The following is a 13834-nucleotide window of genomic DNA, read 5'->3' on the forward strand; positions in this document are numbered from 1 at the left end:
GGGTGTTGGAGGTGGCCAGGGTTGTGGGGGAGTGGCTCGCGGCGGTGCCGTACGAGCTGCGGGACGTGAAGGGGGCCGAGGCGCGCCTGCAGGACGCGTTCCACCACGCCAGGGAGATCCTTGCGGACCGGGCCGTTCTGGAGCTGGCCGCCGACGAGGACGTACAGGTGCTGACCGCCACGGTCGGCGGCGTCCGGTCGGGAGCCGCGGCGCTGAGCGAGGCGCTGCGCAAGGAGCGCGACGAGCGGCGTTCTGAGGTCACCGAGGCCGAGCGGGACCTGTTCGACCGGACGCTGGCCGGCGACACGCGGCGGCATCTCGCCGACCGGATCAGGCAGGCGACCGCGCTGGTCGACGGCATGAACCAGCGCCTCGAACGCGTCCGCACCGCCTCCCGCGTGGCGGTCCGCCTGGTGTGGCAGGTCGACCCCGCCCAGCCACCCGGTACGCGGGCCGCACGCGACCTGCTGTCACGCGACCCGGCCGGCCTGAACGACACCGACAAGGAGGCCCTCTACGCCTTCTTCATGGACCGGGTGGAGGAGGCGCGGGCCGGCGACTCGTCGGCGAGCTGGGAGGACCAGCTGATGAAGGTGCTCGACTACACCGCCTGGCACCGGTTCGTGGTCCGGCTCGACCGGGGGGACGGGCACGGCTGGCAGGACCTCACCAGGAAGCTGCACGGGGCACTGTCCGGCGGGGAGAAGGCGATCGCCCTGCACCTGCCGCTGTTCGCCGCCGTGGCCGCGCACTACCGGACCGATCCCGGGTGCCCGCGGTTCATCCTGCTGGACGAGGTGTTCGTGGGGGTGGACAGGACGAACCGGGGGCAGGTGTTCGACCTGCTCGTGGACCTCGGGCTGGATCTGGTGCTCACGTCCGACCACGAGTGGTGCGAGTACCGCGAGCTGGACGGGATCGCGATCCACCAGCTCATCACGGGTGACGGGGACGACGCGGTGACGACGGCCCGCTTCGTCTGGAACGGCTGCCGGACGGTCCCGGCGGACTGACACCCCTGCCCGACCCAGCCGGGAGGCGGCCATGAAGATCAGCACCGCTGCGATCCTGACCCTCGCTCTCATGCGCCGCCCGGCAGAGGAACCTTGAGGACCGGGCGCCGGCGGTGTGCCGCTGTGAGGTAGGAACGCATCAGCTCGGCCATGCTCTCCACGCGTGGCCCACCGAGTTCGCGGACACGGCCAGCCGAGGGCCCGAGAACCAGCTCGACCATGCGCTCGGCGACATCGCTCACATCAACCGGCTGAAAACACGCTCCACGCGGGACGACAGCGACCGGGGCTCGGGCGAGTTTCATCAGGAACATCAGCACCAGGTCGTGAAACTCGGTGGCGCGCAGGATGGTCCAGGGCAAGCCGGAGTCCTCGACGAGTCGTTCGGCGTCCAGCTTGGCCTGGAAGAACCCGAACGGTATCCGGTCCACACCGACGATCGAGATGTAGACCAGGTGCGGGCGCGCACCATCCAACGCGTCCAGCAGCCGCCGGGTCTGGGCCACATCACGCCGCGGACGCCGGTAGTCAGCCGCACTCGCACAGTGAGCGATCACGTCTACATCCGTCAGCGCGGCGGCCAGGCCATCCCCGGTCTCCAGGTCCCCTTGCACAAACCCCGGCCGCTGCGGTGGCCGCCGACTCAACACCCGGATCTCGGCCCGATCCTCCAGCAGGCCCGCCAACTCGCGACCAAGCACACCAGTACCACCCGTGACCAGCACTGTTGTCGGACTTGCCATGATCCTCTCCTCGGGGTGTCACGCCTAAGCCTGGCTCGGCGTTCGGGACGGTTCGGGGTGCTGCTCGGGCCCGGCAGGGACGGTGAGGCGGCTGGGCAGCCAGATCGCCGGTCCGGACAGGTGGATGAGGGCGGGGACGAGCAGCGCGCGAACGAGGAACGTGTCGAGCAGGATGCCGACGGCCAGGGCGAAACCGAACTGGAAAAGGGTGTCCAGCGGCAAGCTCATCAGGACGGCGAACGTACCGGCAAGGATGAGACCCGCGGCGGTGATGACACCCCCGGTGTGCGTCAATGCGCGACGCAGCCCTTCGGTGGCGCCGTGGACGGTCGTCTCCTGACGGATGCGGACCGCGAGCATGATGTTGTAGTCGATGCCGAGGGCGACCAGGAACACGATGACGTAGAGGACGGCTCCTTCGGCGAGTCCGTCCTGACCGCCTATGGTGACCATGGTGAGAGTGGTGGCGCCGAGCGCGGCGGCGGCCGAGCCGACCATGGTGGCCACCAGGTACAGCGGCGCGAGGACCGCCTTGAGCGCTCCGCCGACAAGGAGGGTGATCAGAACGAACAGGAGAACGCTGATCACCAGGAGGTCCCGGTGGCCGGCGTCGCGCCGGTCGAGTGCGGCGGCGCTTTCGCCGCCCACCATGGCGCGCAGGCCAGGCCGGCCGTGGGCGTCGACCACATCTCCCACGGTGTGGCGCAGTCCTTCGGTGCGATCGAGCGCGGCCGCTCCGTAGGGGTCGTCGGCGTAGACGACGTCGAGGCGCGCGACGTGGCCGCTGGCTGACATGGTGGGGCCGAGCACCTGGCGCACACCGGGCACTTCGGCGACCTGGCTGTGGATCCGTTCCGTCAGAGCGCGCCGCTGGTCGTCGCTGATCGGCGCGGCGGACGCGTCGAGGAGCACATAGGTCGGGGCCAGCATTCCGGGTGGAAACGCCTCGGCGAGGAGGTGCTGGCCGCGTGCCGAATCGGTGGGCGCGCGGAAACCGCTGAGGGTGTCGTGGTTCTCGCGATATCCGGTAAGCCCGGCGGCCAGGCCGCCCAGGATGGCCAAGCAGGTGATCAGGGTGATGGCAGGCCGTCGGATGACGTAGGCGGCCACCCTGCCCCACAGAGAACCCGCCCTGACCGTACGGGCATGTGCCCGCAACGGCCAGAAGGCGAAGCGGCCGAGCAGGACGATCAGCGCCGGCACGAAGGTGAGCGCGACGGCGAGCATCACCGCGACGGACACCGCCAGGTACGGGCCGAGCGACCGGAAGGCGGGCAGGGTCGCGGCGAGCAGCACCAGCAGCCCGGCCACCACGGTCCCAGCGCTGAAGCCGATCGCCGGGCCTACGCGACGCAGCGCCGCCGCCATGGCGGCAGGCCGGTCGGCGTGCGTGGCGAGTTCCTCCCGGTACCGCATGATCAGGAACAGGCAGTAATCGGTCCCCACGCCGAAAAGCAGGACGGTCGCGATGGAGGTGGTCATCTCGCTGGTGGAGATCACGCCCAGGCGGGCCAGCCCAGCGCCCAGGCCGCCGCTGACCGCCATGGCGACCCCCGCCGCCAGCAAGGGCACCGCGGCGAGCACCGGAGAGCGGTAGATCGCCAGCAACAGCACGAGCACCAGCACGATCGTCGCCATGAGCAGGGTCTGATCCGACTGGCGGAACACCACCACGCTGTCGTGGATCACACCGGCGGGGCCGGTGACACGGATCTCCAGGTCACCGGAGCCGGCCCCGGCGATCTTTCTGATCGACTCGACCGTCGTCCCGAACGCCGGGTCCAGAGGATCAAGCCCCACGTTCACTACGATCATGGTCGTGGTCCCGTCCGGGGCGCGCAGACCCGCTGCCGCCTGCGGGTTGGTGATGATCGACACGACACCGCGCACGCCCCGCGGCCGGGCAGAGCCGCTGAGTTCGCCGGAGATCCGCCGGACCTGTTCGATGTCGGCGTCGCCAAGCCCGCGCGGATTGCGTAACACCACGATCGCCGGCACTCCCGTGTCGTCCGGGAACGCCGCGGCCAGCGCCCGCTCCGCCGTCACCGACTCGGCGGCTCCTGGCGGCGCCGTCGGCCCCTGGCCGTCACCCGCCTGGCCGGCGGCCGGCGCCAGCATCGGCACGGCCGCCGCGAGCGCCAGCCAGAACAGGACGACACCCAGCAGAACCTTCTTCTTGCGGATCAGTGCAACCCACACCTGAGCCTCCACACCTCTTACCGACGTGACGTCGGCAATTTACCGACACCACGTCGGCATCGCAAGATCTGAGAGCCGGTTTGTACACTCCTCCCATGCCTCGCATCAGCGCCCCGACCGTTGCCGAACACCGCGCCCGGCAGCTCACCTCGCTGCTGGACGCCGCCCGGTCCCTGCTCATCGAGCAGGGACCGGGCGCGCTGACCTTGACTACGCTGGCCAACCGGGCGGGACTGTCCCGTACTGGCCTGTACGAGTACTTCCGCTCCCGCGACGACATCATCACCGCGATCATCGAACGAGACCTGCCCCAGGCGGCCGGCCACATCCGGCAGGCGATGCAGGCGGCAGGCCCTCGGCTGAGCGAGCGGCTGCGCGCCTATGTTCACACGCAGCTCGAGATGATCAGCGAGCCGGGTCTCGCCGCGGTCATGGCCTTGGGCGCGCAGACGCTGCCCGCGGCCACGTTGCAACGCATCCACGACGCTCACGCCGTCCTCATCGGGCCCTTGGTCGACGCTCTCACCGAAGCCGGCGTGCCTGATCCCCAACTGCGTGCGGCCTTCGCCCAAGGCGTCATCGAGGCCGCGGCCCACCACCTCCACACTGCCGGAGACAGCGAGGCCGCCATGGCCGCCCTCGCTGACGCCGCAGCCCACCAGATCCTTCACGGCCTCAGCGACCTGCGCCGGGCCGAGGCAGCCGACCATGACGAGGCCGACGTGATCCCTCGAGGTTGATCAGAGCTTTGCCGGTCCGGCCGAGCAGCGTCTCGACTTGCTGGGAATCCGGGACGGTGGTCGTGACGGTCTGGTCATCGTCATTCCGGCGCCATCTGGGCACGGGCGACGGACCAGGCCTGGCCCAGTTGCACCATGCTCACGCCGAACATCAGCGCGCCGAGCGGGACGTGCAGGGTCTTCACGTGGGCTAAACCCAGCGCCACTTGCGCCAGCGCCATCACCAGCATGCCGACGGCGGGCAGGATGACGCTCAGCCGCCGCGTCAGCAGCGCGGCGACCAGGCACAGCAGCACGGTGAACACCGCGCCGAAGGCCACGGCGCGGTGGGACATCCGGCCGTCGGGCGAGGACAGCAGCAGCCCAGCGGTGATCGCCTGGAGCAGCAGGGCGACGGTTTGCGCGATGACCGTAATACGCAGGAACATCGGTGACTTCCTTAACAGGGGGAACGAGTGGCAGGCGGCCGGGCAACGACGGCGATACTGACGATCAGCACGAAACGGCCAGGGCGGTCAGGGTATGGAGATCGGGCGCACATCCAGCGGAACGGCCTCGAACGTGGGGTCACGTTGGCCGCGCCGTGCCCGAACGCGCCGGCTAGCAGCCCGGTCTCTGGCAACGCAGCCCCGCGGACCTACCGGCAGTTGGGTTCTCATGACCCGACATCGTCGTCCAGCCACTGGGCAGGTGCATCCCCTCGAGGGAGTCTTCTGCCGTACCGCACCCGGATCAACAGCCGGTCGATCTACCACGCCGGCAGTAGCCCGGTAATACCGCATCGCATGCGGTTTGGCCCGTAAGGTGCGGGCATGCGGTTCTCTCTGAGAGAGCACAAGAGCGTACCCGACGCTGTTCCCCCGGTGGCCATGGCGGTCGTGCTCAGCGCCGGCGCCGACCCCCACCGAGCCGTCCGCCTTCCCGGTCCTGATCGCCGTCTACACCGCAGTCGAGAACGGGCGCCCCGCGAACTCCTGACCGGCCGAGCCCTCAGCAACCGGCCGGGCTTGGTGGCGTCCGGCGGGGTCGTAGGGGCGGTGGTGTGCGGGGGGCGGTGAGCTGGCCGGACCAGGGCGGGTTGGCGCCCGCGACCGCGCACGTCAGCGCCGACACCAGGGCCGCGAACTCCGCCGCCGCCACCGCCGTCGCGAGGTCCAGCCGGTCGAGGCGCCCGCCCAGCAGGCCCTTCGTGCCGAGGCTGTGCAGCAGGCCGGCGGTGAACGCGTCGCCCGCGCCGACCGTGTCCACCACCTCGACCTCCCGAGCCCGTACGGCGGCCCGCTCGCCGTCCAGGGACACCAGCGCGCCCGCCGCGCCCCTCGTGACGACGATCAGGCGGGCCCCGGCGGCGTGCCACGTGTCGCAGGCGCGTTCCACCGGCACGCCGGGCTGCAGGAAGGCCAGGTCGTCGTCGCTGAGCTTGAGTATGTCGGTCCACTCGCACCAGCGGGTGACCTGGTAGTCGTCCCTGGCGGCGAAGGTGGGACGGACGTTCGGGTCGATCGAGATCGTGGCGTGCCCGGCGGCCTTTCGCGCGAACGCCTCCACCGCCGTCCGCCCCGGCTCCCTGACCAGCGCCATCGAGCCGGTGTGCAAGCACGTCGCCGGGCCGAGCCGCTGGAGACCCAGCTCGTGCGGGGTCCACTGCCAGTCGGCGGTCCCGTCGGCGTAGAAGGTGTACGCGGCCCGGCCGGCGTCGTCCAGGGCGGCCACCGCCAGCGTGCTCGGCTCCCCGGCCGCGACGGCCGCCGACAGATCCACGCCCGAGGAGGCGAGGTGTTCGCTGATCATCCGGCCGAACACGTCGCCGGAGATCCGGCCGAGGAACCGCGCAGCGGTGCCGAGCCGCGCCAGCGCCACGGCGGTGTTGGCCGGCCCGCCGCCGGGCAGCACCCGCAACGCCAGCCCACCCGGATGCGCGTCGGCGGGGGGCCGGGAGGCGAAGCTGTCGGCGACGCATTCGCCCAGGACGGCGATCATCGAACCTGCCTTTGCTACACGTTGCGGATTCGTTACGGCACGGTGGCATTGACGTTTCCCGGATCGGAGTCCATCATCGCAGCACAGCGGATGTCAACGTTGACATATGTCAACGATGACCCTGAGTCATCCCTGATAGGAACCGCCCATGAAAGCAAGACTTCCGGCCGGACTCCTGGTCGCGGCGCTGCTCCTGACCGGCTGTGGAGGCGGTGGCGAGACCGCCTCCACCACCCCCAAGGTCGGCCTCGTCACCAAGACCGAGACGAACCCGTTCTTCGTCAAGATGAAGGAAGGCGCGCAGAAGGCCGCGCAGGCCAACGGCATGGAGTTGATGAGCGCCGCGGGCAAGTTCGACGGCGACAACGCCTCCCAGATCACCGCCGTCGAGAACATGGTCGCCGCCGGGGTGAAGGGCATCCTCATCACGCCGAGCGACACCAAGGCCATCGTCCCGGCGATCAGGAAGGCGCGCGACGCCGGTGTGTTCGTGATCGCGCTGGACACCCCCACCGAGCCGCAGGACGCCACGGACGCGCTGTTCGCGACCGACAACCTCAAGGCCGGCGAGCTGATCGGCCAGTACGCCAAGGCCGCCATGGCCGGCAAGCCCGCCAAGATCGCCACCCTCGACCTGGCCCCCGGCATCACGGTCGGTCAGCTCAGGCACGACGGATTCCTCAAGGGGTTCGGCATCCAGGAGGGCGACCCGGCCGTCGTGTGCTCCCAGGACACCCGCGGAGACCAGGCCAGGGGCCAGACCGCCATGGAGAACTGCCTGCAGAAGGCCCCCGACATCAACCTCGTCTACACCATCAACGAGCCCGCCGCGCTGGGCGCGTACACGGCGCTGAAGGCCAAGGGCCGTGAGCGGGACGTGCTGATCGTGTCCGTGGACGGCGGCTGCACGGGCACCGAGGCCGTGCAGTCGGGCCAGATCGCCGCCACCTCCCAGCAGTACCCGCTCAAGATGGCCGAGGAGGGCGTCAAGGCGGTCGCGACGTTCGCCAAGAGCGGCCAGAAGGCGAGCGGCTACACCGACACCGGCGTCACCCTGATCACCGACAAGGCCGTCGCCGGCGTCGAGGCCGAGGACACCGCGTACGGCCTGAAAAACTGCTGGGGCTGACATGGCGGTGATGGAAGCGACGCTGCCGCGCCGCCTGATCAGCACGCCCGTCGCGGGCCCGCTGGCCGCGCTCGTGCTGGCCTGCCTGTACTTCGGTCTCAACAGCGGCCAGTTCTTCACCGGCGCCAACTTCTCGCTGATCATCCAGCAGGTCATGGTGGTCGGCACGCTGGCCATCGGCCAGACGTTGATCATCCTCACCGCGGGCATCGACCTGTCGAACGGCGCGATCATGGCGTTCGGCGGCATCGTGATGACGAAGCTGGCCGTGGACAGCGGGCTGCCGCCGCTGCTCGCCATCGCCGCCGGGCTCGTGGTCTGCGCCGGGTTCGGGCTGGTCAACGGGTTGCTGGTGACGCGGATCTCGCTGCCGCCGTTCATCGTGACACTCGGCATGCTGAACGTGGTCTTCGCGCTCACCCACATCTACTCGAACGAGCAGACGGTCACGGAGTTGCCCGCGCCGCTGACGTTCCTCGGCCAGACGTTCCAGGTCGGGCAGACGAACGTCACGTACGGGTCGCTGCTGACGATCCTGCTGTTCCTGCTGTTCGCGTACCTGCTCGGCTCCACCGCCTGGGGCCGCCACGTGTACGCGCTCGGCAACAGCCCCGAGGTGGCCCGCCTGACCGGCATCGGGACGCGCCGCCTGACGGTCGGGGTCTACACCCTGGCCGGCTTCGTGTACGGCATCGCCGCCCTGCTCCTCGTCTCGCGTACCGGAGTGGGCGACCCGCAGGCCGGCCAGACCGACAACCTGGACAGCATCACGGCGGTCGTGCTCGGCGGGACGAGCCTGTTCGGCGGCCGCGGGCTGGTGATCGGCACGCTGGTCGGCGCGCTCATCGTCGGGGTGTTCAGGAACGGCCTGCAGCTCATGGGCGTACCGTCCATCTACCAGACCCTGATCACGGGCATCCTGGTGATCCTCGCCGTCACCGTCGACCAGCTCTCGCGCAGGAGGAACCGATGACCACCCCGGTGCTCCAGGCCCGCGGCCTGGTCAAGCGGTACGGCCACGTGACCGCGCTCGACGGCGCCGACTTCGACCTGATGCCTGGCGAGGTGCTCGCCGTCATCGGCGACAACGGCGCGGGCAAGACCAGCCTGATCAAGGCGCTGACCGGCGCGCTGCAGCCCGACTCCGGTGAGATCCTGCTCGACGGCGAGCCCGTACGGTTCCGCTCCCCGGTCGACGCCCGCCGCCACGGCATCGAGACCGTCTACCAGGACCTCGCGGTGGCGGCCTCGCTCGACATCGCCACGAACATGTTCCTCGGCCGCGAAGTACGCAAGCCGGGCATCCTTGGCAAGGTCTTCCGGATGCTGGACAAGAAACACATGCGGGAGGAGTCGGCCAGGCACATGGCCGAGCTCAAGATCGGGCTGGGCTCGCTCACCCAGCCGGTCGAGTCGCTTTCGGGCGGGCAGCGGCAGGGCGTGGCGGTGGCCAGGGCGGTCGCCTGGGCCAGTCACGTCGTCGTCATGGACGAGCCCACGGCGGCGCTCGGGGTCAAGGAGTCCGGCCAGGTGCTCGACATGATCAGACGGGTCCGCGACCGGGGCACGCCGGTCGTGCTGATCAGCCACAACATGCCGCACGTGTTCGAGATCGCCGACCGCGTCCACGTGCAGCGCCTGGGCCGCAGGGTCGCCGAGATCACGCCGGGCGACCACAGCATGGCCGAGGTCGTGGCCATCATGACCGGCGCGCTCCAGGTCTCGGAGGGCAAGGCCGTGGTGGCGGACCAGGGCGCGGCCAAGGCGATCGGTTTGTCCTGATGAGCCACTAGCATGAGCGAAATGCGGCGTCCGACGATGACTGATGTGGCCCGTGAGGTCGGAGTCACCGCGAAGACCGTCTCGCGGGTGCTCAACGACGAGGGCCCGGTCGCCCCGCAGACCCGCGAACGCGTCATGGCGGCGGTCAGGAAGCTCGGCTACCAGCCCAACCTGATGGCCCGCAACATGCGGGTCGGCGCCAGGGACGCCGCGATCGGCCTGGTCATCCCCGAGATGGGCAACCCGTTCTTCGGCACGGTCGCGGGCGGTGTGGAGAGCGCCGTCCGGGCTCGGGGCCTCACCCTCATCGTCGGCTCGTCCAGTGAGAGCGCCGAGCTGGAGCAGTCGCTGATCGCGACGTTCCTGGCCCGCCGGGTTACCGCGCTCATGGTCGTCCCCTCGGCCGCCAGCGACCACCGCCACCTGCGGGGCGAGCGGGTGGCGGGCCTGCCGATCGTCTTCCTCGACCGCCCGGCCGTCGGCCTGACCGCCGACAGCGTGGTCAGCGCCAACCGGGAGGGCGCCAGGTCCGGGGTCGCCCACCTGATCGCCCACGGTCACCGCAGGATCGGCTTCATCGCGGACCTGCCGTCCACCCTCTACACCCGCCGCGAACGCTTCCAGGGCTACCGGGACGCCCTGGACGAGGCGGGCCTGCAGTTCGACCGGTCACTGGTGGAGACCGGTCACGACCAGGAGGCCGCGGCCAGCGCCACCATGCGGCTGCTAACCCTCGCGGATCCGCCGACGGCGCTGTTCGCGGGCAACAACCTCGCGTCCATGGGGGCCGTGGTGGCGCTCGCGCGGGCCGGGCGCAAGGAGGTGGCGCTGGTCGGGTTCGACGACCTGCCGCTCGCCGAGGCGCTCGACCCGCCGCTGACCGTCGTGGCCCAGGACCCGGCGGGGATGGGGGCGGCGGCGGCGGAACTGGTCCTGGCGCGGATGGACGGGGACCGCTCCAAGGCCCGCAGGTCACTGGTGCCCGCGCGGTTGATCGTACGGGGATCGGGCGAGCTGCCCGCTCCCCAGCACGCGCCCGCGCACAGGCCTCGACGTCCCCGCCGCGGAGACAGCGTCACGAACGGGCCTTCAGTCCGTCCAGGGTGAGGTCGAGCAGGCGTTCGGCCCGTTCCCGATGATCGGACCTGGCCGAGGTGAGGGCGATGCCTTCGAGGGCGGCACCCATGTCGGTGGGGCTGATGTCGGTGCGAATCGTCCCGGCGGCTGCACACGCGTCCATCAGGACGGTGATGGCAGCCTGGATCATGTCCCGGCTGTGGCCGTAGGGGTCGCTTCCCGCGGCGGCGATGGCACGCAAGGCGTCGGCCATGCCGAATTTCGCGGTGACGTAGTCCATGAAGAGGCGTGTCCAAGCGCGCAGGGCTTCGTAGGGCGGCTTCTCCTCGAGCAGATCGGATACGGCGTCGCACAGCTGAGCCACCTCGTTGCGGTAGACCGCCTCGATCAGAGCCTCACGGGTGGCGAAGTTTCTGTACAGCGTCGCGCTGCCCACGCCCGCCTCCTTGGCGATGCGCTCCAGGTGCGTGTCCAGCCCCTCCTCAGCGAACACCCGCACCGCGGCCGCGAGGATCTTGTCTCTGTTACGCCGCGCGTCAGCTCGCAACGGGCGTTGTGCACTGCCGGCCATCAGCGGTCGCCATTTCCTCTCTGGTCTCCTTCAATTTGCTAAGCGGAGGCGCGCCCGGTTAGCTTGGCGTAACTGGGGGCGCCCCCAGTTCCACTGTAGGCCGCGCACATCCCCTTGGAAGGACGTTGATCATGTCAGGTATCGAAGGCAAGGTCGTAGCGATCACAGGTGCCAGCAGCGGCATCGGAGCAGCGACGGCGACCTACCTCGCCGAGAAAGGCGCCCGGCTGGTGCTCGGGGCCCGGAGGGAAGACCGGTTGCACGCGGTAGTGGACCAGATCACGGCGCAGGGCGGCTCGGCCGTCGGGACTGTCATCGACGTGACGCGCCGCGAGGACCTCAAGCGGCTGACGGACACGGCGGTCGACCGGTTCGGCCGGCTCGACGTCCTGGTCTCCAACGCCGGCACGATGGCGGTGTCACCGTTTGACGAGCTGCGCCAGGGCGACTGGGACGCGATGGTCGCGACGCACATCACCGGCCTGCTGAACGGTATCGGGGCGGCACTTCCCGTCTTCAGGCGGCAGCGCTCCGGCCAGTTCGTCAACATCGCCTCCACCGCGGCCTACGTCGTGAAATCCCCGCAGGCCGTCTACGCGGCCACCAAGGCGGCGGTGAAGGTGCTGACCGAGGGACTGCGGCAGGAGTCGGGACCTCACCTGCGTGTCACCCTGGTCTCACCCGGGTTCACCAACACTGAGGGCGTGGGCAAGGGGGCGAGTCCCGAGGTAGCGGCGGCGGAAGCCCGGCAGCGCGACGAGATGGCCATCCCACCCTCCGCCATCGCGTCCGCGATCGGTTACGCGATCGAGCAGCCCGTCGGCATCGACATCAGCGAGGTCGTCGTCCGGCCCACCGTGCAAGCCTGACAACGGCCCCCGTCCACTCCTCGCCGCGTCGATCTGCTGCCGATCGCCCACGAGTTCGTCGACGCGGTCGCCGCCCGCCCAGACGCAGGCGCGAGACCCAGACCGCCTCGACGCTCGGCTGCAGCGTCGGGACAACCAAGGTGGAGCGCGGTTTTCGGGCGTGCGGCGGTCGCCGTGCACGGGGTCGCGGCTTGTCCGGGTGTTGCGGGTTCGGGGGCGGGTCTGCGCGCGGTGCGCGGGTGACCATCGGGCGTCCGGGGTCATGGTGGTGCGGGCGGTAACCAGGGATGTGGGCGGTTAGGCCGTTCGGCGTGGGGGCGGGTGATGGACGGGCAGGAGGCCGATCGCTGGCTGGTCTTCCACGTCTTCGTCGCCCTGGCCGAGTTCATCCGCGAACTCATCGTCGAAGGCACACGCGAGGGGCTGAATGCGGCCCGCACGCGCGGCCAACGCCTGGGCCGCCTACCGGCGACGACACCCGAGCAGGCCCGCCACGCCCACGCCCGCGACCTGCTCACCCATCCCGGCGACAGCGCCTCCAGCATCGCCCGGCTACTCGGCGTCAGCCTCTCCACCATCTACACATACGTGCCCGAGCTCACCTCCGGGCAGCCACGCGCACTCGCCGACGCCTCCGCTCGAGAAATCCTTCCCGCTACCGAGTAAGGCAGCGGCCGATAACCCCGGCCTATACGCAGCCGTGGTGCGAGATGAGGGCGATGGGGTGAGCGAGCTGCGTTTCGGGCGCTCGGCGTCACTCGGCGATGCCGTATGAGCACTGAATGGATACCGAATGGACTGTCGAGTGACCATCGACATGTGGAAGGTTCACGCCCGTGCAAGAAGATCGTTTTCAGAAAGTCAGAAAAGAGAGTCATGAGGAAATCCCTCCACAAGGTCCTGGCCGCAGGTGCCGTCGCGCTGGCCGCCATGGTGGCTATCCCTGCCAGTCCCGCGTACGCCATCAACGGGGTGGGCTGTCGTACCAACCCGTTGATCGACGAGTTCCTCTACATCGACGGGCACTGCTTCGCGAACGGCGGCACGAAGGACGTGGCCATCTACGGCGTCGAGACCATCTGGTCGGGCAACAACCGTGTGGCCATCACCTACATCGATGACCTTGGCGGCCCTAGCGCCGCCAAGCAATTGCCGAAGTGGGAATTGTGGGACTTCTCCGACGACGGGCATGACCGCCTCCACAAGATCACCTCGATCTCGATCTACTAGACGACGCGGGTCGCGTTCGGGGCACCCACCGCCGGAACAAGGCGGCGGGTGCCCCGGCGGCAGTTGTAGCGATGCGGTCAGCCGACCGGCTGCTGCAGTATGGAGGCCCACCTCCACGGCCCGCGTAGGGAAATCCGCAGGTTTACCCCGCGCCCCAGCGGCCGGCCCGAATCCGAGCCAGGAACCAGGGGTTACGCGTGGCTTACTTGCCGTCCTCACCCAGTGAACGTTGTCTCCGACAAGATCGCCGTGCACGAGGCAGTTCGCGACCGGATTTAGCGCGAGCGCGTCTTGGTGGTCGCGGTCGGGACCTCCGCCATCGAATGCGCATCGCCTGTGCGGTGCCATAACTCATCCACGCCATCTGACCTGGCCATCTATCCTCAGCGCTCGTGTTCCTACGCCTCCTGTACCTGCTGATGGTCCGGCTGTTCGGCTGGCTGACGCCTCTCGCGCGGGACGACACCTTCAAGGAGGTGGAGATCTCGGGCAGTGATCCGG

Annotated in this window: 14 protein-coding genes; 9 read left to right on the plus strand and 5 right to left on the minus strand. The window is 69.6% G+C overall.

Going from position 1 to position 13834, the window contains the following annotated elements; all coding sequences use genetic code 11:
• Nucleotides 1-1013 (plus strand): SbcC/MukB-like Walker B domain-containing protein (locus tag ITP53_RS47170; protein WP_268961431.1); only part of this gene is annotated, 1013 nt, incomplete at its 5' end.
• Nucleotides 1014-1081: 68 nt separating this feature from the next.
• Here ITP53_RS47170 and ITP53_RS47175 read toward each other — a convergent pair.
• A complete protein-coding gene (locus tag ITP53_RS47175; protein ID WP_195902006.1) occupies nt 1082-1756 on the minus strand; it encodes an SDR family oxidoreductase in 675 nt (224 codons plus the stop codon).
• Nucleotides 1757-1780: 24 nt separating this feature from the next.
• The gene (locus tag ITP53_RS47180) at nt 1781-3955 is read right to left on the minus strand and encodes an MMPL family transporter (RefSeq protein ID WP_195902007.1); all 2175 of its coding nucleotides are present in this window, start codon (nt 3953-3955) and stop codon (nt 1781-1783) included.
• 95 nt (nt 3956-4050) lie between these two features.
• Here ITP53_RS47180 and ITP53_RS47185 point away from each other — a divergent pair, with 95 nt between their 5' ends.
• Nucleotides 4051-4695: a TetR/AcrR family transcriptional regulator gene (locus ITP53_RS47185; RefSeq protein ID WP_195902008.1), complete on the plus strand. Its 645-nt coding sequence runs from the start codon at nt 4051-4053 to the stop codon at nt 4693-4695.
• A gap of 80 nt (nt 4696-4775) precedes the next feature.
• Here ITP53_RS47185 and ITP53_RS47190 read toward each other — a convergent pair whose 3' ends face one another.
• Nucleotides 4776-5123 carry a hypothetical protein gene (locus tag ITP53_RS47190; protein ID WP_195902009.1) on the minus strand — a complete coding sequence of 116 codons (348 nt, stop codon included), beginning with the start codon at nt 5121-5123 and terminating at the stop codon, nt 4776-4778.
• 562 nt (nt 5124-5685) lie between these two features.
• On the minus strand, nt 5686-6675 hold the full coding sequence (locus ITP53_RS47195; protein WP_195902010.1) for a carbohydrate kinase family protein: 990 nt from the start codon (nt 6673-6675) through the stop codon (nt 5686-5688).
• Between the two features lie 148 nt (nt 6676-6823).
• Here ITP53_RS47195 and ITP53_RS47200 point away from each other — a divergent pair, with 148 nt between their 5' ends.
• From ITP53_RS47200 to ITP53_RS47215, 4 genes are read left to right on the plus strand one after another with little or no spacing between them, the layout of a single operon-like run.
• A complete protein-coding gene (locus ITP53_RS47200; RefSeq protein WP_195902011.1) occupies nt 6824-7804 on the plus strand; it encodes a sugar ABC transporter substrate-binding protein in 981 nt (326 codons plus the stop codon).
• Nucleotide 7805: 1 nt separating this feature from the next.
• On the plus strand, nt 7806-8777 hold the full coding sequence (locus ITP53_RS47205) for an ABC transporter permease (protein ID WP_195902012.1): 972 nt from the start codon (nt 7806-7808) through the stop codon (nt 8775-8777).
• Complete coding sequence (locus ITP53_RS47210; RefSeq protein WP_195902013.1) at nt 8774-9586, plus strand: ATP-binding cassette domain-containing protein; 813 nt, start codon at nt 8774-8776, stop codon at nt 9584-9586. Before ITP53_RS47205 ends, ITP53_RS47210 begins: the two co-directional genes overlap by 4 nt.
• Before the next feature lie 36 nt (nt 9587-9622).
• The gene (locus ITP53_RS47215) at nt 9623-10693 is read left to right on the plus strand and encodes a LacI family DNA-binding transcriptional regulator (RefSeq protein WP_207757427.1); all 1071 of its coding nucleotides are present in this window, start codon (nt 9623-9625) and stop codon (nt 10691-10693) included.
• Here ITP53_RS47215 and ITP53_RS47220 read toward each other — a convergent pair.
• Complete coding sequence (locus tag ITP53_RS47220) at nt 10662-11234, minus strand: TetR/AcrR family transcriptional regulator (protein WP_195902015.1); 573 nt, start codon at nt 11232-11234, stop codon at nt 10662-10664. The two genes, ITP53_RS47215 and ITP53_RS47220, sit on opposite strands and share 32 nt — an antisense overlap.
• A 131-nt stretch (nt 11235-11365) precedes the next feature.
• Between ITP53_RS47220 and ITP53_RS47225 the strand changes: the two genes are divergently transcribed.
• The 3 genes from ITP53_RS47225 to ITP53_RS47235 all read left to right on the plus strand — a co-directional run bounded on the left by ITP53_RS47225 (nt 11366) and on the right by ITP53_RS47235 (nt 13333).
• Entirely contained in the window at nt 11366-12103 is a 738-nt protein-coding gene (locus tag ITP53_RS47225) for an SDR family oxidoreductase (RefSeq protein WP_195902016.1), read from the plus strand.
• Nucleotides 12104-12427: 324 nt separating this feature from the next.
• Nucleotides 12428-12769, plus strand: coding sequence for a serine integrase family protein (locus ITP53_RS47230; RefSeq protein ID WP_328818081.1), 342 nt, complete (start codon nt 12428-12430; stop codon nt 12767-12769).
• 210 nt (nt 12770-12979) lie between these two features.
• Complete coding sequence (locus ITP53_RS47235) at nt 12980-13333, plus strand: beta/gamma crystallin domain-containing protein (protein ID WP_195902017.1); 354 nt, start codon at nt 12980-12982, stop codon at nt 13331-13333.
• Nucleotides 13334-13834: the final 501 nt, after the last annotated feature.

The sequence above is a fragment of the Nonomuraea cypriaca genome, from assembly GCF_015645445.1.
Lineage (GTDB): Bacteria > Actinomycetota > Actinomycetes > Streptosporangiales > Streptosporangiaceae > Nonomuraea > Nonomuraea cypriaca.

Bases quoted from the DNA above. Each gene is read 5' to 3' on its own strand.
- ITP53_RS47175 (WP_195902006.1), bottom strand. From the start codon at position 1,756: ATGGCAAGTCCGACAACAGTGCTGGTCACGGGTGGTACTGGTGTGCTT.
- ITP53_RS47185 (WP_195902008.1), top strand. From the start codon at position 4,051: ATGCCTCGCATCAGCGCCCCGACCGTTGCCGAACACCGCGCCCGGCAG.
- ITP53_RS47190 (WP_195902009.1), bottom strand. From the start codon at position 5,123: ATGTTCCTGCGTATTACGGTCATCGCGCAAACCGTCGCCCTGCTGCTC.
- ITP53_RS47195 (WP_195902010.1), bottom strand. From the start codon at position 6,675: ATGATCGCCGTCCTGGGCGAATGCGTCGCCGACAGCTTCGCCTCCCGG.
- ITP53_RS47200 (WP_195902011.1), top strand. From the start codon at position 6,824: ATGAAAGCAAGACTTCCGGCCGGACTCCTGGTCGCGGCGCTGCTCCTG.
- ITP53_RS47205 (WP_195902012.1), top strand. From the start codon at position 7,806: ATGGCGGTGATGGAAGCGACGCTGCCGCGCCGCCTGATCAGCACGCCC.
- ITP53_RS47210 (WP_195902013.1), top strand. From the start codon at position 8,774: ATGACCACCCCGGTGCTCCAGGCCCGCGGCCTGGTCAAGCGGTACGGC.
- ITP53_RS47215 (WP_207757427.1), top strand. From the start codon at position 9,623: ATGACTGATGTGGCCCGTGAGGTCGGAGTCACCGCGAAGACCGTCTCG.
- ITP53_RS47220 (WP_195902015.1), bottom strand. From the start codon at position 11,234: ATGGCCGGCAGTGCACAACGCCCGTTGCGAGCTGACGCGCGGCGTAAC.
- ITP53_RS47225 (WP_195902016.1), top strand. From the start codon at position 11,366: ATGTCAGGTATCGAAGGCAAGGTCGTAGCGATCACAGGTGCCAGCAGC.
- ITP53_RS47230 (WP_328818081.1), top strand. From the start codon at position 12,428: ATGGACGGGCAGGAGGCCGATCGCTGGCTGGTCTTCCACGTCTTCGTC.
- ITP53_RS47235 (WP_195902017.1), top strand. From the start codon at position 12,980: ATGAGGAAATCCCTCCACAAGGTCCTGGCCGCAGGTGCCGTCGCGCTG.